Here is a 22,818-nt window from a genome sequence, read left to right as displayed (position 1 = left end):
CGCCTTTCATATAGAAGCGATTGCAGCGACGGTTTCTTCAGCGGTAGCATCCTGACGGGCCAATTCGCCCAGCATAGTGACAATACTGGTGACGACCGCCTTGCCCTCCGTATCGGTGACCTCGCTGCGGACTTCTGCGATCACAGTGCCATGTGACTCGATCACCGAGTCGAGGTAGGTGTCGAAGTAGAGCTTATCCTGTGCCAGGATCGTGCGGTAGAAGCGAAATTTTTGGTCGCGATGGAAAACCCGGGCGACATTGATCGGGATGTTGAATTTAGTAAAAATCTCGAGCTGCACGCGTCGCCCAGCGATCGCCAGGAAGGTTAGCGGAGCCACTAGTGCAGGGTATCCGGCCTCGAAGGCTGCAGTTTCGTTGTAGTGGGTTGGGTGGTCGTCTTTAACCGCGATCGCGAACTCACGGATTTTCTCGCGTCCAACTTGGAAGTGATCCAACTGCCGGTAATGCTTGCCGATTAGTCCTTCGGCCTCTAAGGGAACTGTCATGACGCTGCGCTCTCCGCTCAACTCTGGGCTTAACGCCGCAGTTTATCAGCATGATTGGCGTTGCGATGCTTGGGTTCGGTGAGGTCGTTGTGCTTCTCGCGGGTTATTCGCGGTCGCGGCGACGCGACACGGCCGCTGCCAACGCGCCGCCCAACGCCAAGGCCGACGGCACCCCGATCCGGGCAGCCTTGCGAGCGGTTCGAAAGTCGCGGATCTCCCAGCCCCGTTCACGGGCCAGACTGCGTAGCTGGGCGTCCGGGTTGATGGCGACCGCGGTGCCCACCAACGACAGCATGGGCACGTCGTTGTAGCTGTCGGAATAGGCGGTGCAGCGCTTCAGATTGAGGCCCTCCCGGATCGCCAGCGATCGGACTGCATGTGCTTTCCCGACTCCATGCAGGAGCTCATCTACCAGTCTGCCAGTGAATATCCCGTCTACCGACTCGGCGACTGTTCCCAATGCCCCGGTCAGGCCGAGCCGACGTGCGATGGTGGCAGCGAGTTCGTATGGCGTGGCAGTGATCAGCCACACCTGCTGGCCGGCATCAAGGTGTATCTGGGTGAGCTGGCGGGTGCCAGCCCAGATTTTATCAGCGATGATCTCATCGTAGATCTCCTCGCCCAGAGCTACCAGCTGCTCGACTGATCGTCCTTCGATGAACGCGAGCGCTTTGCGCTGGCCGGCTGCCACGTCCTGGCTATTTTCTTTTCCGAGTAATTGAAATTTAGCCTGGGCGTAGATGAATCCGAGTACATCGCGATAGGTGAAATAGTCGCGAGCGGCCAGCCCGCGACCGAAGTGCACCGCCGACGAGCCCTGCACCAGCGTGTTGTCGACGTCAAAAAATGCTGCTGCGGTCAGGTCGATCGGTGGTTGCGGGCGGACCCCTGCGTCGTCCACTGCTGTGGGCATATCGTTAAGCGCCCGGTTGATGCTCGCGTTGTTGGCCAGGGAACCCAGGTCAATGCGACCGTTATATGCGTTACTCAGGTCAGGGGAAGCCATCGCGAAACCTCCTAAATCGCTGCGCTTGCCCGGTGGTCGGTTCAGTGGCCGACATCAACCCTATCTGGGAAATTGGGTTGCGGAGGTTTACGTATCTAGTCGGTGAGTCAGCGACTAGATTGTAACTCGGGTCGCAGAGGTTATGGCTAGCGGTCCATCGGTTCACGACCGCATCATCAAATTCGTTGACATGGCGTCAGGGTAGTTGTGGTGAGTAGTCTCTCAAGCGTCCTGTAACTGCGCTAACGCGTTGCATATCAGCTCCTCGCTGTGCGCTTAGTGCAGATGCGCCTCGGCCATGTGGCCGCTGCACCTTAGTCCTAACCACATTGTATGCAGACTGGCCACCAGAGAGTCGATTTCGGCTAGCATGCTTTTTGCATGGCGTTGAAACTTGGCTATACTGATCCACTACATCAGACCATCGCGTCGGGATCCGACGAGAAACGCTTCAGCCATTGTCAGCTTCTCGCAGTGCCTGCGCCGATGTCGTATTGTTCTTTTGGTAACCGTCGTCGGCTTCGGTTGTCAGCTGCGCTAACATAGACAGGCCCGCTCCCGCCGCGGCGCTACATCACATCCGCGGGTGTTACTGCGTAGAATTTGGGCGAACCTCTGCAGCACCACGGGATCGACACTAGGTTGTCCGGAGGAGCCACAGCGGCAATCTAGTGAGAACTGGGCTGGGACACTCTTTCACTAGGAACGCCTTTCGATAACGGCTGCCACACTGGTGGCCATGACCGAGGCGCTAGGTCGGTCGCAGGTTGAGCTGCCAACCTGCGGCGGGTGCGCGATCTGCGCGCGGGTACACATCTAGCTGATTGAATTGGCTAATGAGCTGGGCTTAGATTTTACGATGACGGATGTCGACGCTGCAGCGCTAGAGGGCACCCCTGGGCTATGGGTGGAGTTCGGCAACCGTCTTCCGGTGATCCTGCTTGATGGCAGCTAGTACAGCTACTGGGAAGTCGACGAGGTCCAGGTCTGCGTGGATCTTCATCCGCTGACAATATTTGGTAGCCCACTTGATCAACGTCTACCGTAGACACCAGCCTGACTACTGGAGGAAAGCAAGGGAGCTGGCCAAGTGATGCTGCCGTGAGCATCTTGCTCTTCGGGGTTTCGCACCGCAGTGCGCCGGTCTCTGTCTTAGAACAACTCAGCCTGGACAGATCCGATCAGATCAAGATCGTCGACCGGGTGCTGCAGTCCCCGCTGGTGACCGAGGCGATGGTGCTGTCGACCTGTAACCGTGTCGAGGTTTACGCCGTGGTGGAAGCGTTCCACGCGGGATTATCAGTGATTGGGCAAGTGCTGTCGGAATACTCCGCGATGTCGATCGGGGACCTGACCAAATACGCTTATGTACGCTACAGCGAGGCTGCTGTCGAGCACTTGTTCACGGTTGCCAGCGGTCTGGATTCAGCGGTGGTCGGCGAGCAGCAGGTGCTGGGTCAGGTGCGTCGCGCGTATGCCGCCGCTGAGGCTAATCGCACGGTAGGCCAGGTGTTGCATGAGGTGGCCCAACGAGCGTTGTCGGTGGGTAAGCGGGTGCATTCCGAAACTGCCATTGACGCTGCCGGGGTCTCGGTGGTGTCGGTCGCCCTTGGCATAGCTGGACGCACATTGGGCGGGCTGGCGGGCCGGATCGCGGTGGTGATTGGCGCTGGCGCGATGGGTGCACTCTCGTCGTCGTACCTGACGCAGGCCAACGTCGGACGTATACATGTACTCAACCGGTCGTTGTCTCGAGCGCGGCGGCTGGCCGGCAAGATCGGTGAATCGGGCGTGCCGGCCGACGTGTGGACTCTTAATCACCTTGACGAAGCATTGGCGGACGCTGACCTAGTGGTCAGCTGTACGGGGGCGGTAAGCCCCGTGGTTTCGCTGGCTGACGTGCATCATGCATTGGCCGCTATGCGCCGTGACGAAACGACTCGGCCGCTGGTGATATGCGATTTGGGCATGCCGCGTGACGTGGATCCGGCTGTGGCCAAACTGCCCGGCGTTTGGGTCGTCGATGTGGAAGGCGTGCAGCGTGAACCGTCGGCCCGTGCCAGTGCCGCCGACGTCGATGCCGCGCGCCGCATTGTGGCGGCTGAAGTGGCCACATATCTGACTAGGCAGCGGATGGCCGAGGTGGCCCCGACGGTGACAGCGTTGCGTCAGCGAGCTGCCGATGTGGTCGAAGCGGAGTTACTGCGCCTAGACCACCGGCTGCCAGGGCTGGAAAGCGCTCAGCGCGAGGAGGTGGCACGCACCGTGCGACGGGTGGTGGACAAGCTGCTACACGCGCCTACCGTGCGGATCAAGCAGCTTGCCAGTGCTCCCGGCGGTGACAGCTACACCGAGGCGCTGCGTGAGCTTTTCGAGCTTGATCAGACCGCTGTCGACGCGGTCGCCACCGCGGGTGAATTACCAGTGATGGTAAGTGGGTTCAGCGATACCACTAGGTACGGCACAAGCCCTGCCCAGAGCAGCTCAAAATATCACGCCGAGTAGTTGATTGGCCCACGTGATCCGGATAGGCACTCGGGGTAGCTTGTTAGCCACCACTCAGGCTGCGCTCGTTAGAGACGCTCTCATAGCCAACGGGCATCCTGCGGAGTTGGTGATCGTCAATACCGCGGGCGATCAGTCGTCTGCGTCTATCGACAGTCTAGGTGTGGGCGTCTTCACCACCGCATTGCGTGCGGCTATCGAAGAGGGCTGCGTCGATGCTGCGGTGCACTCGTACAAGGATTTGCCAACTGCTGACGATCCGCGGTTCACGGTAGCGGCGATTCCTCCACGAAATGACCCCCGCGACGCAGTGGTAACTCGCGATGAGCTGGTTCTTGCTGAATTGCCGGCTGGATCGCTGGTAGGCACGTCATCGCCGCGGCGGGCAGCTCAGCTTAGGGCATTGGGTCTCGGTTTGGAAATTCGCCCCCTACGAGGCAACCTAGATACCAGGTTGAACAGGGTAAGCAGTGGCGATCTTGACGCCATCGTGGTGGCCCGGGCCGGGTTGGCCCGGCTGGGCCGCCTCGATGAAGTCACCGAGACGTTAGATCCGGTGCAGATGGTGCCAGCACCGGCTCAAGGCGCGATCGCGGTCGAATGCCGCGCTGGTGACAGTCGGTTGGTGGCGGTGCTGGCGGCGTTGGACGATGCCGACACACGTGCGGCGGTCACCGCGGAGCGAGTCCTGCTCGCCGAACTGGAGGCCGGCTGCTCCGCACCGGTGGGCGCGATCGCTCAAGTGGTCGAGTCCATCGATGGGGAAGGCCGCGTCTTCGAAGAGTTGTCGTTGCGCGGCTGCGTGGCGGCGTTGGACGGATCCGACGTGATCCGCGCGTCCGGCATCAGCACGTCCGGTCGGGCGAGCGAGCTTGGGCTAGCAGTTGCCGTGGAGCTGTTTGAGCTGGGTGCCCGGGAGCTGATGTGGGGAGCGCGGTCAGACCGGGCGCGAGGAAGTTGAACGGGAGTGGTGGGAGCGACAATGACGACGCGAGGGCGTAAGCTTAGACCAGGTCGCATCACATTTGTGGGCGCCGGTCCAGGAGCCCCAGGGTTACTAACTGCTCAGGCTGTAGCGGTGCTAGCAAACGCCGCCCTTGTTTTTATCGACCCCGATGTACCTGAACCGGTGCTGGCGCTGATTGGCAAGGACTTGCCACCGGTCTCTGGTCCGGCGCCTGCCGGTCCGGCTGCCGTGACCGCCGGCAGGGCTGCTGACGGTACCCTCGAGGGGGATCACTACCAAGCCGCACCGATGGTCATGTCCGGAGGCGCCGACATCCGCCCTGCGTTGGGTGACCCTACTGAGGTCGCCAAAACGCTGACCGCCGAGGCTCGTTCCGGTGTTGATGTGGTGCGCTTAGTGGCGGGTGATCCGTTGACGGTGGACGCGGTCATAGCCGAGGTGAACGCTGTGGCACGCACCAATCTACAAATCGAGATCGTGCCCGGCTTGGTCACCAGCAGCGTCGTACCAACCTATGCCGGGCTACCCTTGGGTTCGTCGCACACGGTGGCTGATGTACGTGGCGACGTGGACTGGGAAGCGCTAGCCGCGGCTCCTGGGCCGTTGATTCTGCAAGCCACCGCATCACATCTTGCCGACGCGGCGCACATCTTGATCGACCACGGGCTGGACGACGCCACACCCTGCGTGGTGACCGCTCAGGGCACGACCTGCCAGCAACGTTCTGTCGAAACCACATTGGAGGGATTGGCTGACTCGGCTGTCCTGGTCGGCACCGATACCGCAGGCCCGCTGACCGGGCCGCTGGTGGTGACCATAGGCAAGACGGTGACCAGTCGAGCTAGACTGAACTGGTGGGAAAGCCGTGCACTCTACGGCTGGACCGTGTTGGTACCGCGTACCAAGGACCAGGCCGGCGAGATGAGCGAGCGGCTGACGTCGTACGGTGCGTTGCCGGTTGAGGTGCCGACCATCGCTGTCGAGCCGCCGCGCAGTCCCGCTCAGATGGAACGTGCTGTCAAGGGGCTGGTCGACGGTCGTTTCCAATGGGTGGTGTTCACCTCCACCAACGCGGTGCGCGCGGTGTGGGAGAAGTTTGGCGAGTTCGGTCTGGATGCCCGCGCCTTCTCCGGGGTGAAGATCGCCTGTGTCGGAGAAGCGACTGCCGACAGGGTCCGTGCATTCGGGATCAGCCCGGAGCTGGTGCCGGCTGGGGAACAGTCTTCCCTCGGTCTACTGGACGAATTCCCGCCTTATGACAGCGTTTTCGACCCGGTGAACCGTGTTTTGCTGCCGCGCGCTGACATTGCCACCGAAACCCTGGCTGAGGGACTGCGCGGGTGTGGCTGGGAGATCGAGGACGTCACCGCTTATCGGACGGTGCGGGCGGCACCGCCGCCGGCGGCCACCCGGGAAATGATCAAGACGGGTGGCTTCGATGCAGTGTGCTTCACCTCCAGCTCCACGGTGCGTAACTTGGTTGGTATTGCCGGCAAACCGCACGCGCGGACGGTCATTGCCTGCATCGGACCCAAGACTGCTGAGACCGCTTCCGAATTTGGTTTGCGGGTGGATGTCCAGCCCGAAACCGCCGCGGTTGGACCGTTAGTTGATGCGTTGGCCGAACATGTCGCTCGACTGCGCGCCGAAGGCGCGCTGCCTCCACCGCGCAAGAAGAGCCGCAGGCGCTAGTAGTGATCGTGAGCACGGTTAGGACGGGCGCGGCAGTAGGCAGTCAGTGAGCGTCAGTGGTTACCCGCGGCACCGGCCGCGCCGGCTTCGCTCAACCCCCGCGATGCGCCGCCTGGTGGCGCAGACTTCTCTGGAGCCAAGGAATTTGGTGCTGCCGATGTTCGTTGCTGACGGTATTGACGAGCTGCGGCCAATTGCTTCCATGCCGGGTGTTGTGCAGCACACCCGGGATTCGCTGCGTCGCGCTGCTGTCGCTGCCGTCGATGCCGGGGTAGGTGGATTGAACCTGTTTGGCGTGCCCCGCGACCAGGATAAGGATGCAACTGGCTCGGCTGGGGTAGATCCCGATGGCATCCTCAATGTCGCTCTTCGCGATCTGGCCGAGGATCTCGGTGATGCCACCGTGTTGATGGCCGACACCTGTCTGGACGAGTTTACCGACCACGGGCACTGCGGCGTCCTAGACGGGCAGGGCCGAGTGGACAACGACGCCACCGTGGCACGGTATGTGGAACTTGCTGTGGCACAAGCGGAATCCGGTGCTAACGTGGTTGGTCCGAGCGGGATGATGGACGGCCAAATAGGTGCGCTCCGAGACGGACTTGACAGTGCAGGCTATGCCGACGTAGCGATCCTGGCTTACGCTGCGAAGTTTTCTTCGGCGTTCTACGGACCATTCCGCGAGGCGGTGAGCTGCAGCTTGTCCGGTGACCGACGCACCTACCAGCAGGAACCAGGCAATGCCCGCGAGGCGTTGCGCGAAATCAAGTTGGATCTCGACGAGGGTGCAGACATTATCATGATCAAACCCGCTTCGGGGTATCTGGACGTCGTTGCTACGGCAGCCGGTGTTTCGCCGGTTCCGGTAGCTGCCTATCAAGTCTCGGGGGAGTACGCGATGATTTGCGCTGCGGCCGCAAACAACTGGATTGACGAACGTGCCGCTGTGCTGGAGTCGTTGACAAGTATCCGGCGCGCTGGGGCGGATATCGTGTTCACCTATTGGGCCGCTGATGTGGCGTGTTGGCTTTCTTGACGAGTCTATAGGCCACAATCACGAGATGGGGCTGTAGATGACGGCAAAAACGGAGGCCAATCGCAAGCCTTTGTTTTATGAGTCCGGCGCCAACTGGATCGGTACCAGCGGCAGCGGCGGCCGTGATTTTCATTGGCATTTTGGGAGTGGTGCTCCGATGCAGCTGGTGGTCCTGTTGATTTTTCTGGTTCTGGTGTCTTGGTTTGTAGGCCTCCAGGTGAAGCCGGCGCAAATCCAGTCTTCAGTCGAACCGACCTACGGTGCCCTGTGTCGGGGCGTCGAGACGATCCTTGTTGCCGAAATCGTGAAGATCCTATCCGGAAATCGAGAATTTACCGGCGTTCAATAAGAAAGAATTTACCGGCGTTCGATAAGAAGTTGTAGCTGTGGCGGTCGGCGCTTGGCGCATTGGTCGGGGTGCTGCACGGCTGCGTTGGCATCGGACTGAAGCTCAACTAGGAGCGCATCGCGCAGGCCTGGTCGTTCATCCTCGGGCAGTGCTAACTCCGCTGGTTCAGGAGCGTGTGGAGCCCGCCTGATCGGATGTGTCACCGAAGTCGGTAGTGACAACAACGCGTCACCGCGGTGAACGGTCGTTATCGAACGATGATCGAATTCGGTTTGGCCTTTTCTCATGTTTGTGGGAGCTGAGGTGAGGTGGTTGCGCTCGCGTTACATTGTGATCGGTTGCCCGTCGTAGACGGGCACCGATCACAATGTTGGTGTGCATTATCCTCAGCAGCTACTACTAAACCTTGTTGTTGGGAACGTAAACCTTGTTGTTGGGAACGCTCGCCGGGATCCTGGCGGTTGTCGGGGTGGCGTGGCCATATCAGTGTCTGACTGCTCTCCAAAAGTGAGGTGAAAAGTTAAGTAGCGCAATACTTGTTATTTTTGCGCGTTCTCCACTAGTAAGTCTAGCGTTCCAGCCGCTCCTGCAGCAGCACAAGGCCAAGCCCGGCCAGTAGACAGGCAGACCAGCAACATCGTCATCTCAAATCTACTCAAACCTTTCAGTAATAGGAAATATATAGGACGAGTGGCTTTAGCAAGAAGTTCACCGCAGCAGCTTGACCATATTCGCTAACGTGTTGATTGGCCTCAGCCTTCGGCCAGGGCGCGATCGGCTACCGCGTCGATGGCGAGTGCCAGCAACTGCGCGTGCTTGGGGGTGTCACATAGTTGTCGTACCGGGACACCAAGGTACTGCCGACGATCATCGGGCAGCTGTCGGGGGTGCAGAACAGGTCAATTAGATCGGGGTAGTAACCTCATCGCACCGGTCGTTACCGTTTCCTAGCCTGGCTAGGTAGCATAGCACCGCGAACACCGCGACGGCACGCAAGCCCTCGATGTCCGGGTGGAATCCACGCAACTTTGCTCGGCGGCGAGGACGGACGGTATTTTCTTACTGTGTCTGTCATGAATTCGTTGTCTGTCCACTTCCGCTAGGAGGCCAGCTGGTCCAACTTGCCGGGTAGCTGCTTTCGGCAATACGAAATATCTTGCTCTCCTGGGGAAAATCCACTTCAGTGGAGAGTTCAGTTGGTTGACGAATTGGCAGGTGGCGAAATAGAAATATGAGGTGGTCGCTGGTGCGCAGTCCACCCACAGCGGGAGCTACGAAAGTGCCAGGAGACCCTACTACGCTGTGTTGTACCCAATCGTCGTAGCTGTCAAACGCGCCGGGGATGCGATCGGTGAATGAGGTAAACAATGCCGGGGTGATCGCGCAGATCCCTGCAGTTCGCGATGGCCCCGGCCGGGTGCTCAGCAGCAGCGCCCTGTATTCGCCTATCTACCAGCCCAGGAAGTGCCCCATATCCATTGAGGACAGCGCATCGTCAGGATGCTTTTCAAGTACCATAGCGTCGGAGTCCACGCCAGATGCACGTCGGTGCCAGTAGGTATCATCACCATCGACGCCTACCTCGGGGAATGGTGTCGGCCCGCCTTGGCTAGTTGGGTGAGTGCGCCCTCCAAGCACGCTTCGGGCATCATGTCTGCGTTGCCACTCTTGCCGTGCAACACAATCACTGTACGCAGCATCCCGGTCTTGCCCGGCCGCGAAGCGACAACCCAGTTGGTCTTGACGCCGTCGCGACCCGTTGAGATGAACGAGCTGGTGAGCCTGGTCGGTACGATGTTACCTGCCGTAAAGGTCTGAAACGGGGTGAGTGCCAGGGGTTGCGGCGCAGCTTGCGGTTCGCGTGTATCCAGGATGGCGCACAAAGTGCACGCAACACCACTGCAGCGCTTGTCCTGGCGCTGGCAGTCGACCACCACGGCGTGTGTTTAGGCGACGGGCGTCATAATGCCGCGACGGCCGGGCGCTTTGCTGGTCGAGCTACGCTACATCCGAGAGCAATGTAGATCTACCTAGCATTTCAGGGTCTGTAGAGACAGTGATAAAACAGTTCGACTCCTGATAGGCGGTCCGTTCCTATGCCGTTAACCTAATGGGTGCCTTTAAGGCCCATAAGGTTGGGTATGGGTCTGCTAAATGTCATTGCAGCCCAACGGTCACTTGAATTCGTGTTTTCGCAACGCGTCCTGCCCAACGGGTGTGCGGTTTCCTAAGCAGCGGCCGCGGTGGTTGCTCTTGTCGCGGCGTGCTCTCACAGATCCAAGACCCCGAGTGCGGGACCGGTAACTGCGACCCCAATACACCATCGAGTGGTCATCTTCCAATAGAACATCTACATTTGACCACTACTTCGGAACCTAGTCATTATGTCGCCAACATCGATAGCCAACCTTGCATGGCCAAACCATACACTCTTACGGTCAACGGTCTAACGCCAGATTTGTTGACGCACAATCCCAACTTGGTGCAGCCGATGCGTTTGAGCGGACCGGGTCAGCAGCTGACCTGCGATCAGCAGTACGAATACCAAACCGAGCTACATGTCTGCCCATGGTGGTGCCATGGATCGGCGTGTTGAACACGACGAGGGTGACCCATGTGCACCGCTGTTCTTTGGAGTTCTTGGCTTGGTGATGTCCTTAAACTACGACGCCAACTCGGTTACTCTGCTGTGGAACTACGCCCGAGGGTACTCAATGAGGGACAACTTCCACCGGTACCATCTTCGGCCCTTCTACGCCAAGCCGCATCAACTTGGTGTCGGGTTACACTTATAGAACAATAACCATATTCACTCACACTGTTATAGGGAACCGTTCCGGCCTCGTATAGTCATTGACGTTGCAAGCAACGGACAAAACACTTTGATCGAAGATCCCTAATCGTTAGGTGACGATTGTTCCTAACGGGAGCAGGTGCAGTTCAGCGCTGACGCCAAAAACATTGGTGAACTGCTCAATGCGAAAGGCTTCACCGAGACTATTTTTCAAGTTTCAAGGCGGTTTCAAACAAAAGCGATTTCAAACCCAGCGGCCGCAAGCCCGACGTTGCCGGTGGAATGCGGTGCAACGCACAACATGAGTACGGTCTTGGGTGGCACCGGCAAGACTGGAGCTTTGCCGTTCGAAACTAGAGCTGACTACCTGGTCTACCACGAGCTGTTTCAGTACTACTCATCCACGGCAAACCTGGACCATCTGCCGCCGAGCGCGACCGGCAAGGTCAGCTTCACCGATACGGCCATCCACCAAAATACAGCCTATCGGATTTTTGGGCACCCGTCGATGTGGGCGACCTGCCAGCGATGAGCATTCTGAAACCGCTAGGCTACCAAGATATGCACGCCGGTTACTCCGGTCCGCTCGACGAACAACAGTTTCTCGTTAATATGGTCAACCATCTGCGGAAGCACCCGAAATGGTGGGATATGGCCATCATCATAGCCTATGACGATTCAGACGGCTTATACGACCACCAGCCCCCTCTGGTCGTGTAAGCCGCTTCCGCCACAGCTGAAGACGCTCTGGACGGCCCAGACAAATGCTGAGATCCGGGCCGGCATGCTTCATCGTTCACCAAGGACGATGCTGGTCTGGCACGCGGCTACCGCTGCTGATCATAGCGTTATGTACCAAAGTAAGTTTTGTGGACCACACGCTAACTGGCCAAAGTTCAATCACTCGGTTCATCGAAGACAATTGGGAACACCGGCCGCATTGGTGATCACTCGTTCGTTCAACGGGCGTGCTGGTGTACTGGACGGGATGTTTGGACTTCAAGGGTTCGGACCACACCATCCCGTGCAATCACCAGGATCCGATCCCGCTGGTTTCGATAGCCCCACACCGTATGCCGTATGCCACCGAGTGGTGCTCCGCCCCCTGATGTCTGTTGTGGTTAGAGACCAACATTAGGGGACGGGGCGCGTCAGGAGGACCCATGAAATGGCAAGCCATGGGTAACTCCATAAGAGCTGCGCCAAGGCCTGTCGCAGCGTTAGCTCAACATGATCGCCATCGGCGGCGGATTGGCTCCGGGTTGTTTGGCGGTTCTGGCGTGGTAATCCACGCGGCTGGCTCCGCTGCGTTCCTGACTTACGCGGTTTGCGATGTGTTGAGCATTCTCGTGATGCGTATGCTCGGCGAGATGGTTGCCGCGAACCTTTGCACGGGATCGTTCGCCGACTCTTGTGGGACAAGCCTTTGGTGGCTGGGCTGGCTTCTCGGTTGGCTCGCTGTACCGGTACTTATGGGTAATTGTGGTCGGATTCGCGGCTGTCGCTGGCGGGTAGGTCATCACTTACTGGCTCCATACGCCGTTGTGGCTGCCTGCACTAATCCTGATGGTCATGATCCGTGACCAATCTGTTCTCCGTCGCATCCTACGGGGAGTTCGAATGTCTTTTCGCTGGAATCAAAGTCGCTATCATTGTGGTTTTTCTGGGTGTCGGAACATTGTTCGTCCTCGGGCTGTGGCCACATTGTCAACTGGATTTGTCCAACCTCGGTTAGCATGGCGGATTTTTCCCGAATGGTGTGGGGGCCGTTTGTTTGTGCCGTCATCGTGGGTCGCGATCTCCTCCATGGTCGGCGCGGAAATTAGCTACCATCGCCGCCGTCGAAACCTCCAACTCTGAGTGCGCGGTACAGTACGCGACCAACACCGTGGTCGCTCGTATCGTGGTGTTTTTCATCGGTTCAGTCTTTCTGCTGGTTGTGCTGTTGCCGTGGGATTCTGTGCAAGTCGGTGCCTCACCCTAAGTGGTTGTGTTAAAGTGGATACATATTTTCGGTGCGGATAAAATCATGAATGCGGTGGCGCTCACCGCCATACTCCTTTTTACCCGAACTTCGGGCATATACACAGCGTCGCGCATGTTATTCGTGCTAGACGGTCAGCCCGAAGGGGCACCGGCCCAACTGGGTCAAGCTCAGCCGGCGTGGGTTAGCGTACGTAGCGATTTTGTGCTCGTTGGTGGTAGGTATCGGCTGCATCGTGATGGCTTGGCTCGCGCCCGGTACGGTGTCGCCTTACTCTTCGACTCGTCAGCGCCATCGTCTTATGCGTTTACATATTGATTACCTTATGCGTTTACATATTGATTACGTTGTCCCAAATTGTTCTTCGCAGCCGGGATGTCTCCGGATAAGCTTCGGGTCAAAATGTGTTTATTCTCAGGGTTTTCCATACTTCCTCTCGTCGGCATCGTGGGTTCTGCTGCGTATGGCGTTCGATCGCAGCGAACACACCCAACTCTGACTCATTCTGTTGTCGTGGTTCGTCGTGATTACGTTGTACTTCCTTGTTAACTGGCCGGCGTGGATCGGCTGCACACTAGATGCTGCTCGGCGGTAAGGCCAAGGAAGTTGCTAGTCGTCAACGACGTTTTTTGGGGAACGGAGTTATTCGAGACATATTCGAAGTGCTAAACCGTCGCGAATCACAGTCTCGCTATCCCTGACTGGTTTGATCCTACCGGGGATCATTTAGTGTTCTTGCAATTAAAGTCTGCATCCTCGCAGAGCGATGGAGCTAGACTAGCGCGCTCACTGGACGGCTCGAGCATATGTTTATATGCTCGAACTATTCGGCATTAGGATATCACGGAGGGCGTTCGGCAAGTTCCGGAAGTCCGAGTCCAGAGTGCTGGTTATCTTTCTTGTGCTTCCGATCGAAGTCGACACCGAGCTAAGGTTATGAGCAGGCACGCGGTGCGATTTTGAATCGCGCTGTTTGCATGGAAACTGGACGGATCGGCACTTGGCTGCCGTGGTGACTGCCAGTCCGTCCACGCTGGTGGGGGTGTCGATGATGCTGAGCGTCTACCTGATCGTAGCGCTGATCATGATCACGTTTGCTGATATCGGTAGAGGCGATGTACCGTAAGATCCCAAAGAGTGGGGGCGGCACGCCCCGTCGATGAACGGATGGTTCTGAAGCAAGCTGTGCAGCAACACGGCCGCTTTCTCGTGCAGCATCGGATATATGTCGTTACCGAACGTAGTAACCTGGAGTCGCAGCCTCCAGGAGGCCGACATCCCGCAGCATATCAGGGCCGACAAACCATGCATTGGATTGCTCCGCGTCGTCAGTAGTCGACCACATTGTCATCGGAAGTGTTCCAACTTCTCTAACGTAACGGTGTTCTGTTGAAGCACTCTTTCGAAGGCGCCTCGTACCATGTCGGTGCGAGCGTTTGGCCTTCAGGTATTCGACCAGTGCTTGTTTGATAACCTCGTTGGCGGATGGACTTGTGACGAAGTCGTAATTCTTGAATGTGTCTGTTTAGCTCAGTTAGCAGACACAGAGTCATCTCTGTAGTCCTTATTATTATTATGACATTATGATACCATAAGCTATGGATAGATGTCCACATTTTAGGAACAGGGCTTTAACCAGGTCAACGGCACCGAAGCTACATCAGCCAACGGCTGACAATCATCAGTGCACATATCATGAGGCAGTGTTTCAGCCCAGGCTCACGACGATTTAGCCGATGATGATCGTCGGTTCGCGTGGTGTCCCAACTCGTGGAAACGTGAAAATATTCTCTTCCTCTGTCGTGAACCAGGATGTCTTTGGCGATATTTCTATCCAGGTCTAAATATCAAAGTCTACTTGGTGTGGTGGCTGCGCTCGTTGCTTGTCCTTCGTCGGCAATGAGGAAGATGGCTCCGCATTCCGGATCTGCCGTTGGTCGGTTTTGTTGATCAGCAGGACAGCGACGCCAGGACGCCATCTGTATGTGGAACGCCACGCTGCGTAAAGCAGTACCGCAAGCTGGTTTTTGGCCGGATCAGTGCAGTGAGCACCCCCAAGTCTGGCGCCTGCGCTGATGCGGGCTGGGCCGCCGGGATTAAACAATTCGACCACCGTGCGGGTTAACACTCACGCGGTCGGAGTGATCAGCACTGCTTGCTAGGCAGGCGGCCTCGCGGAAGGCCGCCGGCCGATACGTACGTGTTGGGCCGCATCGGCCTTAGCGGTGAACTGGGGGTCGGTGACACTGTAGCTTTTGCTGCTGCGGCGCAGCCTCCCACATCTTGCTGCGCTGAGGTTATTCAGTCAGTCACGGTCGGAGCCTTATGTCAGCAGGATCGCAAACCCGAGCTGTTCGTTGATGTTGTCGTGAAACACCACCAACGGTTTGCTGTAAGCTTTGTCGGATCTCCGCTCGACGTGTCCGAGAGTGCTGTACATGGGTAGCCAGCTGGCACACGGCTGCTTAATGGGACTGTTGATGTGCGGTCCGGGCGGGTTATTGGGCTAGCCATTGAGTGTAGTTGCATGTCGTTATCCAACTTGTCGACTTGGGCCGACCTAAAGTTGCGCCGAATTCTTACACCCTGTAGTTCAACGAGTCGTGGAGGCTGGAACACTGGTAATCGTGGGCAGCACTGACCAGGCAACCGCACCGGCCGGCCCAGCCGTAAGCATTTCGGCGAAGCTGTTTGAGGATGCCTGCGCCGTCATTCCCGGTGGGGTGAACTCCCCGGTACGCGCCTTCTCGGCGGTCGGTGGCACCCCGCTCTTCATCACCGAAGCGCGCGGTTGCTGGCTAACCGACGCCGACGGCCGCCGCTATGTCGATCTGGTCTGCTCGTGGGGGCCGATGATCCTCGGTCATGCGCATCCCGCCGTGGTTGACGCTGTCGCTACCGTTGCTGCCTCCGGGCTGTCGTTCGGGGCACCGACTCCGGCGGAGACGCAGCTGGCCGCCGAGATCATCGGGCGGATGGCGCCCGTCGAGCGAATACGGCTGGTGAACTCTGGCACTGAAGCCACCATGAGCGCGGTCCGGTTGGCCCGTGGATTCACCGGACGGACCAAGATCATAAAGTTCTCTGGCTGCTATCACGGCCATGTGGACGCGCTATTAGCCGACGCGGGCTCTGGGGTGGCGACGCTGAGCCTACCGTCCTCGCCGGGAGTGACTGGAGCCGCCGCAGCTGACACAATTGTGTTGCCCTACAATGACATCGAGGCCGTTCGGCAGACGTTTGCCCGGTTGGGGGACCAGATCGCCGCGGTGATTACCGAAGCGAGTCCCGGCAATATGGGAGTTGTCCCACCCGCGCCCGGCTACAACGCGGCGCTGCGCGCGATCACCGCAGAGCATGGTGCGCTACTGATCATCGACGAGGTGATGACCGGTTTCCGGGTCAGCCGAAGTGGTTGGTACGGGCTCGATCCGGTCGCCGCTGACTTGTTCATCTTCGGGAAGGTGATGAGCGGCGGAATGCCGGCCGCTGCGTTCGGCGGGCGAGCTGAGGTGATGGAGAGGCTGGCGCCGTTGGGGCCGGTGTATCAGGCGGGGACTCTGTCGGGTAACCCGGTGGCGATGGCCGCCGGGCTGGCAACGCTACGGGCTGCCGCCGACGCAGTTTATGCTACACTGGACCGCAACGCCGACCGGTTGGTTGCAATGCTGTCTGAGGCGCTTACGGATGCCGGTGTTCCACATCAGATTCCGCGTGCCGGCAATATGTTCAGCGTGTTCTTTTCCGAAGCGCCTGTGACCGACTTTGCGTCCGCTTGCAACAGCCAGGTCTGGCGTTATCCGGCGTTTTTTCATGCCTTGCTGGACGCGGGCGTCTACCCGCCGTGCAGTACGTTCGAGGCGTGGTTTGTCTCGGCCGCTCTCGACGACGCCGCGTTCGGTCGCATCGTTGATGCTCTGCCCGGTGCGGCCGCTGCCGCAGTCGCCGCCCGGCATCGGGAGTCCTGATGGCCGAACATAATCGGGTCCATGTGGTGCGTCACGGTGAGGTGGACAACCCCACCGGGATCCTCTACGGTCGACTCGCCGGGTTTGGCCTGTCTGAGACGGGTAGAGCGCAAGTGGCCGCAGTCGCTGATGCGTTGGCCGACCGTGATGTCGTTGCGGTAATCGCTTCTCCGCTACAGCGGGCACAGGAGACTGCGGCACCCATTGCTGAGAAGCACAACCTGCCCGTGGACACCGACCCCGATCTGATCGAATCGGTCAGTTTCTTCGAGGGGCGACGTGTCGGCCTGGGCGGCAGCACCTGGCGGGACCCTCGGTTGTGGTGGCAGCTGCGCAACCCATTCACCCCGTCATGGGGGGAATCCTACATCGAAATTGCTGCTCGGATGACGACTGCGATGGACAAGGCACGTACCCGCGGCGCCGGCCATGAGGTGGTGTGTGTCAGCCATCAACTACCTGTGTGGACGTTGCGGCTACACTTGACCGGCAAGCGACTTTGGCACGATCCGCGGCGCCGAGACTGTGCGTTGGCCTCGGTTACGACCTTTGTCTACGACGATGACCGGCTGGTCGAGGTGGAGTATTCCCAGCCGGCGGGCACTTGATAGCGCCGGCGACGATGCAGAGCGAAGCGATGCGGAGGAGTGGTGCCACGATAATCTGGCGGCTGGCGAACGCCGGTGCACTGTTGGCGACCCTGCTAGCGGGCTGTTCGGGTCGCGATGCGGTAGTCCAAGGCGGCACCTTTGAATTTGTCTCGCCCGACGGCAAGACCGACATCTTCTACGAGCCACCCGCGAGCCGTGGCCGCCCGGGGCCGCTGTCCGGGCTGGATCTGGCGGATCCTGAGCGGACGGTCGCGCTGGACGACTTCACGGGAAACGTTGTCGTTATTAATGTTTGGGGCCAGTGGTGTGGGCCTTGCCGGACCGAAGTGACCCAACTGCAGCAGGTCTATAATGCTACCCGAGATTCCGGAGTATCCTTCCTCGGTATCGATGTCCGCGATAACAACCGCCAGGCGGCCCAGGATTTCGTCAACGACCGCCAGGTCACGTTCCCGTCGATCTACGACCCGGCGATGCGGACTCTGATTGCTTTCGGCGACAAATACCCGACCACCGTGATCCCATTCACGTTGGTGCTGGACCGTCAGCATCGGGTCGCGGCGGTATTTCTGCGGGAATTGCTCGCCGGGGATTTGCAACCTGTGGTGGCTAGGGTGGCGCACGAAACCGTGGCGGGTCAACTGCCGCGGGGAACGTCATGACCGGCTTCACCGAGATTGCCGCAGCGGGACCGCTGTTGGTGGCGCTAGGGGTGTGTATGCTAGCGGGGCTGGTGTCGTTTGTCTCACCGTGTGTGGTGCCGCTGGTGCCTGGCTACCTCTCGTATCTGGCGGCGGTCGTTGGTGTTTCTCACGAAGAGACGCAGCCAGGGGCCGGTGTGATCAAAACCCCACCTGCCGCCAGATGGCGGGTGGCAGGATCCGCGGTGCTGTTCGTTGCTGGGTTCACCACGGTGTTCGTCCTCGACACCGTCGCCGTCCTGGGGATGACCACTGTGCTGACCACCCATCAGGTGCTGCTGCAGCGGGTCGGAGGTGTGCTGACCATAGTGATGGGGCTGGTGTTCGTGGGTTTGCTCCCTGCCTTGCAGCGCCAGGTTCAGTTTAGCTTGCGGCAGTTGACGACGGTGGCGGGGGCGCCGGTGCTTGGCACAGTATTTGCGCTCGGCTGGACGCCGTGCTTAGGGCCGACGTTGAGTGGGGTAATCACGGTTGCTGCGGCCACCGACGGCGTAAATGTGACGCGCGGGATTCTACTGGTAATTGCCTACTGCATGGGCTTAGGAATCCCGTTCGTGCTGTTAGCGTCCGGTTCTGCGCAGGCGGTGGCCGGCTTGAGGTGGTTACGGCAATACGGCCGGGCCATCCAAGTCTTTGGCGGCATGCTCCTGATAGCGATCGGTGCGGCACTGATCGCCGGGGTGTGGGATGACTTTGTTTCGTGGCTGAGGGATGCCGTCGTCAGTGACATGAGGGTGTCGATTTGATGCAGGTTCTCATGCGGCTTCTGGCCTGGGTGCGCAACACGTGGCGTGCGCTTACCTCGATGGGTACTGCGCTGGTGCTGTTGTTTTTGCTTGCGCTTGGCGCTATACCCGGTGCGTTGCTGCCGCAGCGCGACCTCAACGTTGGCAAGGTCGACGACTACGTGGCTGCTCACCCGGTAATCGGGTCGTGGCTGGACCAGTTGCAGGCCTTCAACGTGTTTTCCAGCGTCTGGTTCACCGCCATCTACACGTTACTGTTCGTATCCCTCGTCGGCTGTCTGACCCCGCGGATGATCGAGCATGCCCGCAGTCTGCGCGCCATGCCGGTGATTGCCCCACGCAACCTGGCCCGGCTGCCCAAGCACGCCAGCTTCCAGGTCATCGGTGATGACAAGACTCTAGCGGGCACCATCGCTGGCAGGCTGCGCGGCTGGCGCACGGTCATTCGCACTCAAGACGGTGTAGTCCCCGAAACCGTGGTGTCCGCTGAAAAGGGTTACCTGCGTGAATTCGGCAACCTGGTCTTTCACTTTTCGCTGCTGGGCCTGCTGGTTGCGGTGGCCGTCGACAAGCTGTTCGGTTACGAGGGCAATGTTGTTGTCATCGCTGACGGTGGACCTGGCTTTTGCTCAGCATCGCCGGCTGCATTCGATGCGTTCCGTGCCGGCAACACCGTCGACGGAACTTCGTTGCATCCGATTTGCATTCGGGTAAACGACTTTGCGGCACATTACTTGCCCTCGGGACAGGCTATGTCGTTTACTGCGGATATTGACTATCAGGATGGTCACGATTTGACGGTGAATAGCTGGCGGCCCTACCGGTTGGAAGTCAACCACCCACTGCGCGTCGCCGGTAACCGGGTGTACTTGCAGGGCCACGGCTACGCGCCCACCTTCACTGTGACATTCCCCGACGGACAGACGCGCACGTCGACCGTGCAATGGCGACCTGAAAACCAGCAGACGCTACTGTCGTCGGGCGTGGTGCGCATCGACCCACCCGCAGGCAGCTATCCCAACATGAGCGAGCGTCGTCAACACGAGATCGCGATCCAAGGCCTGTTGGCACCGACCGAGCAGCTAGACGGCACCTTGTTGTTGTCGCGTTTCCCAGCGCTGAACGCCCCCGCGGTAGCCATCGACATTTACCGCGGCGATACCGGCCTGGACAGCGGGCGGCCTCAGTCGTTGTTCACTCTGGATCCCCGGCTGATCAATCAGGGCCGGCTGACCAAAGAGAAACGGGTCAATCTGCAGGCCGGCGAACAGGTCCGGCTTGGCCAAGGTCCAGGGGCTGGCACCGTGGTGCGCTTCGATGGGGCTGTGCCGTTCGTCAATTTGCAGGTGTCACATGATCCCGGCCAGGCTTGGGTATTTGTTTTCGCCATAGCGATGATGGTCGGGCTAGTGGTGTCGCTGATGGTGCGTCGTCGCCGGGTGTGGGTCAGGCTCACCCCGGCGGCCGGTACGGTGAACGTCGAACTAGGCGGCCTGGCCCGCACCGACAATTCCGGATGGGGCGATGAATTCGAGCGATTGACGGAGCGGCTATTGGCCGGGCTCGTCGCGGCTGACCGGACGCTTGCAGCGGCCAGAAGGAGTTCTCAAATGGACGTCAAATGAACACTCTGCACGTCAACATCGGCCTGGCGTGCTACTCCGACTGGGCGTTCACCTCGGCCGTGGTGGCGTTGGTGGTCGCTCTGCTACTGTTGGCTTACGAGCTAGCGTACGTTGGCAGCCGCCGGTTAGACAACCGCACGCGGGTGGTGCCCGGGTCGGTCGCCGCCGACAGCGGGACCCCCGGTATCGTGGTGGACTCTCTGCAACGGCCGTTCGGCGAACGTGTCGGGCAGGCTGGGTTGGCCGTGGCCTACCTTGGCATCGGTCTCTTGCTAGCGTGCATATTGCTGCGCGGCCTGGCCACCCTGCGTGTGCCTTGGGGCAATATGTATGAGTTCATTAACCTGACCTGCTTCTCCGAGCTGGTCGCCGGCGCGATCGTGTTGCGTCGGCGACAGTACCGCCCGCTGTGGGTTTTCTTGCTGGTGTCGGTGTTGATCCTGCTCACGATTTCCGGTCGGTGGCTCTACGCCAACGCCGCACCGGTGATCCCGGCGCTGCAGTCCTACTGGCTGCCCATCCACGTGTCGGTGGTCAGCCTCGGCTCGGGGATTTTCCTGGTCGCCGGCATCGCCAGCATCTTGTTCCTGCTGAGCACCTCGCGGCTGGTGGCCTCCGACCCCGAAGGTGCAAAGGCACTGGCCCGGCTGGTGCGGCGGTTCCCTGACGCACAGACCCTGGACCGGATCGCCTATCGAACGACGATCTTTGCGTTTCCGGTGTTTGGTTTCGGGGTGATCTTTGGTGCGATCTGGGCCGAGCAAGCCTGGGGCAGGTACTGGGGCTGGGATCCCAAGGAGACGGTTTCTTTTGTTGCGTGGGTAGTATACGCAGCTTATCTACATGCCAGGTCGACCGCGGGATGGCGGGACAGGAGGGCGGCGTGGATCAACGTGGTCGGGTGTGTTGCTATGGTCTTCAACCTGTTTTTCGTTAACCTGGTGACTGTAGGTCTGCATTCGTATGCGGGAGTGGACTGAATACTTGTTGGTGGACGGCTGAGTACTGCAGCCAATGGAGTAGTCGTCTCTCCGAGCATTCACGGTTGTAGACGCTCCGAACTTATGATGGCTATGGCGACATTGATAATCCTACGACACAGTTGCCGCTTCAACCGTAGTCCGGCGACCTACCCAGCGAATCCGGCAGTGTAGTACCGACCCTTGCCTTTGTTGGATTTTGCAGATAGCGGCGTCCCCTGGGCCTGACCCGCTGGCCAGGACACCTCTACCAACACCCGCATCGCCTGTCCCGGATGCCGCACTGGGATCCACCTCTGGTTACCGGCGTCCTGCAGGTTGACGTGGCAGAAATTCGGCAGCTATTATGTGCAGAGAGGTCAGCGGAGCCGTTGGTGTCTAGCACCTTCTTGAGTCCGTGCCACACACGCTGTATCCGGAATTGTACACCCGGATGTTCATGTGGGCCGCCAGATTTCCATTGCTGGAGTTCTGGCGGTCTATCCTTTAAAGGCATCCGGCTAGCTGATTAACCTGATGGAAAGCTCTAGGGTCTCTGACTGTAGTGATTTGGTAGCCCAGGTCGATTGCCCGGTGCGGGGTTGCTACCCGATTGCTATGCTGTCGCTGAAGGGTGGGGGCGGCAAAACCACAATTCATCACGGGCCGCTGGGTTCGTGTTCGCTGCTGTCCGAGGCGACCGGGTAGTGGCCGGTAGATGTCAATCCCGATCGCGGCACCTTGAGCAGAAGTTTCCGTTGGAACCCTCGGCTACTATGCGCCAGTTACGGCACGACGCCGGAATAAAGCAATGTCCGCCGTTACACCTCGCAAGGCTCGAGCGGGGCTGGAAGTGCTGGCGTCGGAAAGTGATCTGACGGTTTCCGACGCGCATCTAGCGCTGACGACTATAGTTGCATTCAGGAAATCCTGGAGCGGTTCTACGGCCTGATGGTGACTGACTGTGGTCCAGTGCTGCTGCATTCGGCCATGTCGTCGTGCTGGCCATTGGTGGTCATTTCTCGCGACGCTGCCGAGCGGTGAGGTTGGCGCTTTTTGCACCCACATCTGGGAGGAGGGCGCCGAGATTAACCTGGCTTGGTTGCGGCGACAGACTCGTGAAGCGCTCACTGAGCTGGCAGCAGTTCTCACCGACGGGCTCCCCGGTTTAACGCGGGTTATCGTCCCGATGCTCGAGTCGCCACAAGAACTCTGGGTCGTCGTCAGGTCCGATAACGCGAGTTTTCGGCCGGTTGGCCTGCGCCTGCGCAGCGCGCCAGCCAATGTAGAACAGTGTCCCTAAAACCAGGACGAGGAGCAGGTAAAGCACTCGACACCTCCTTGGAGCGAATATACTCGCGCCGTAAG

16 protein-coding genes and 4 pseudogenes are annotated in these 22,818 nt (G+C 59.4%); 16 read left to right on the top strand and 4 right to left on the bottom strand.

All coding sequences use genetic code 11. The annotated features are described in order from the left end of the window. Window positions 1-6 precede the first annotated feature (6 nt). On the bottom strand, window positions 7-507 hold the full coding sequence (locus ML_RS12445) for an FAS1-like dehydratase domain-containing protein (protein WP_010908889.1): 501 nt from the start codon (window positions 505-507) through the stop codon (window positions 7-9). 103 nt (window positions 508-610) lie between these two features. Further along, window positions 611-1,513 (bottom strand): HAD family hydrolase, encoded by a 903-nt coding sequence (locus tag ML_RS12440; protein WP_010908888.1) that lies wholly within the window; start codon window positions 1,511-1,513, stop codon window positions 611-613. Window positions 1,514-2,333: 820 nt separating this feature from the next. Here ML_RS12440 and ML_RS18230 point away from each other — a divergent pair. The 6 genes and pseudogenes from ML_RS18230 to ML_RS18225 all read left to right on the top strand — a co-directional run. Beyond that, window positions 2,334-2,465 (top strand): annotated as a pseudogene (locus ML_RS18230) (glutaredoxin family protein); the annotation flags it as partial. A gap of 149 nt (window positions 2,466-2,614) precedes the next feature. Then, a complete protein-coding gene (locus ML_RS12430; protein ID WP_010908887.1) occupies window positions 2,615-4,018 on the top strand; it encodes a glutamyl-tRNA reductase in 1,404 nt (467 codons plus the stop codon). Between the two features lie 13 nt (window positions 4,019-4,031). Continuing rightward, complete coding sequence (gene hemC, locus ML_RS12425) at window positions 4,032-4,979, top strand: hydroxymethylbilane synthase (protein WP_041323398.1); 948 nt, start codon at window positions 4,032-4,034, stop codon at window positions 4,977-4,979. 21 nt (window positions 4,980-5,000) lie between these two features. Next, window positions 5,001-6,677, top strand: a complete 1,677-nt coding sequence (locus tag ML_RS12420) for a bifunctional uroporphyrinogen-III C-methyltransferase/uroporphyrinogen-III synthase (RefSeq protein WP_041323393.1) — start codon at window positions 5,001-5,003, stop codon at window positions 6,675-6,677. A 46-nt stretch (window positions 6,678-6,723) separates the two neighbouring features. Next, window positions 6,724-7,713 (top strand): porphobilinogen synthase, encoded by a 990-nt coding sequence (hemB, locus tag ML_RS12415; protein ID WP_010908884.1) that lies wholly within the window; start codon window positions 6,724-6,726, stop codon window positions 7,711-7,713. 37 nt (window positions 7,714-7,750) lie between these two features. After that, window positions 7,751-8,252: pseudogene (locus tag ML_RS18225) on the top strand (DUF3093 domain-containing protein). Window positions 8,253-9,639: 1,387 nt separating this feature from the next. Here the strand turns inward: ML_RS18225 and ML_RS16885 are convergent. Beyond that, window positions 9,640-9,999, bottom strand: a complete 360-nt coding sequence (locus ML_RS16885) for a hypothetical protein (RefSeq protein ID WP_231846643.1) — start codon at window positions 9,997-9,999, stop codon at window positions 9,640-9,642. A gap of 642 nt (window positions 10,000-10,641) precedes the next feature. On the opposite strand from ML_RS16885, the gene ML_RS12400 reads away from it, so the two are divergent. From ML_RS12400 to ML_RS19655, 10 genes and pseudogenes are all read left to right on the top strand, one after another. Next, window positions 10,642-10,857, top strand: a complete 216-nt coding sequence (locus ML_RS12400; protein WP_145985222.1) for a hypothetical protein — start codon at window positions 10,642-10,644, stop codon at window positions 10,855-10,857. A gap of 398 nt (window positions 10,858-11,255) precedes the next feature. Next, window positions 11,256-11,576, top strand: coding sequence for an alkaline phosphatase family protein (locus tag ML_RS12395; protein ID WP_081439381.1), 321 nt, complete (start codon window positions 11,256-11,258; stop codon window positions 11,574-11,576). A gap of 510 nt (window positions 11,577-12,086) precedes the next feature. Beyond that, a pseudogene (locus ML_RS19660) lies at window positions 12,087-13,336 on the top strand (GABA permease); the annotation flags it as partial. A 2,131-nt stretch (window positions 13,337-15,467) separates the two neighbouring features. Further along, entirely contained in the window at window positions 15,468-16,808 is a 1,341-nt protein-coding gene (gene hemL, locus ML_RS12385) for a glutamate-1-semialdehyde 2,1-aminomutase (protein WP_010908883.1), read from the top strand. Continuing rightward, a complete protein-coding gene (locus tag ML_RS12380; protein ID WP_010908882.1) occupies window positions 16,808-17,416 on the top strand; it encodes a histidine phosphatase family protein in 609 nt (202 codons plus the stop codon). The genes hemL and ML_RS12380 overlap by 1 nt, the downstream gene beginning before the upstream one ends. A gap of 29 nt (window positions 17,417-17,445) precedes the next feature. Beyond that, the gene (locus ML_RS12375) at window positions 17,446-18,081 is read left to right on the top strand and encodes a TlpA disulfide reductase family protein (RefSeq protein WP_165443163.1); all 636 of its coding nucleotides are present in this window, start codon (window positions 17,446-17,448) and stop codon (window positions 18,079-18,081) included. Beyond that, the gene (locus ML_RS12370) at window positions 18,078-18,866 is read left to right on the top strand and encodes a cytochrome c biogenesis CcdA family protein (protein ID WP_010908880.1); all 789 of its coding nucleotides are present in this window, start codon (window positions 18,078-18,080) and stop codon (window positions 18,864-18,866) included. Before ML_RS12375 ends, ML_RS12370 begins: the two co-directional genes overlap by 4 nt. An 11-nt stretch (window positions 18,867-18,877) precedes the next feature. Next, on the top strand, window positions 18,878-20,491 hold the full coding sequence (gene resB, locus ML_RS12365; protein ID WP_162618342.1) for a cytochrome c biogenesis protein ResB: 1,614 nt from the start codon (window positions 18,878-18,880) through the stop codon (window positions 20,489-20,491). After that, the gene (gene ccsB, locus ML_RS12360; protein WP_010908878.1) at window positions 20,488-21,471 is read left to right on the top strand and encodes a c-type cytochrome biogenesis protein CcsB; all 984 of its coding nucleotides are present in this window, start codon (window positions 20,488-20,490) and stop codon (window positions 21,469-21,471) included. The genes resB and ccsB overlap by 4 nt, the downstream gene beginning before the upstream one ends. A 388-nt stretch (window positions 21,472-21,859) precedes the next feature. Next, a pseudogene (locus ML_RS19655) lies at window positions 21,860-22,639 on the top strand (MinD/ParA family ATP-binding protein); the annotation flags it as partial. Here ML_RS19655 and ML_RS12355 read toward each other — a convergent pair. Then, window positions 22,619-22,780: a hypothetical protein gene (locus ML_RS12355; protein ID WP_111481095.1), complete on the bottom strand. Its 162-nt coding sequence runs from the start codon at window positions 22,778-22,780 to the stop codon at window positions 22,619-22,621. The pseudogene ML_RS19655 and the gene ML_RS12355 overlap by 21 nt on opposite strands. Window positions 22,781-22,818 lie beyond the last annotated feature (38 nt).

It is taken from the genome of Mycobacterium leprae TN (assembly GCF_000195855.1).
GTDB lineage: Bacteria > Actinomycetota > Actinomycetes > Mycobacteriales > Mycobacteriaceae > Mycobacterium > Mycobacterium leprae.
The sequence above is the reverse complement of the archived record's forward strand: the minus strand, read 5'-3'. Positions and strand labels throughout refer to the sequence as shown.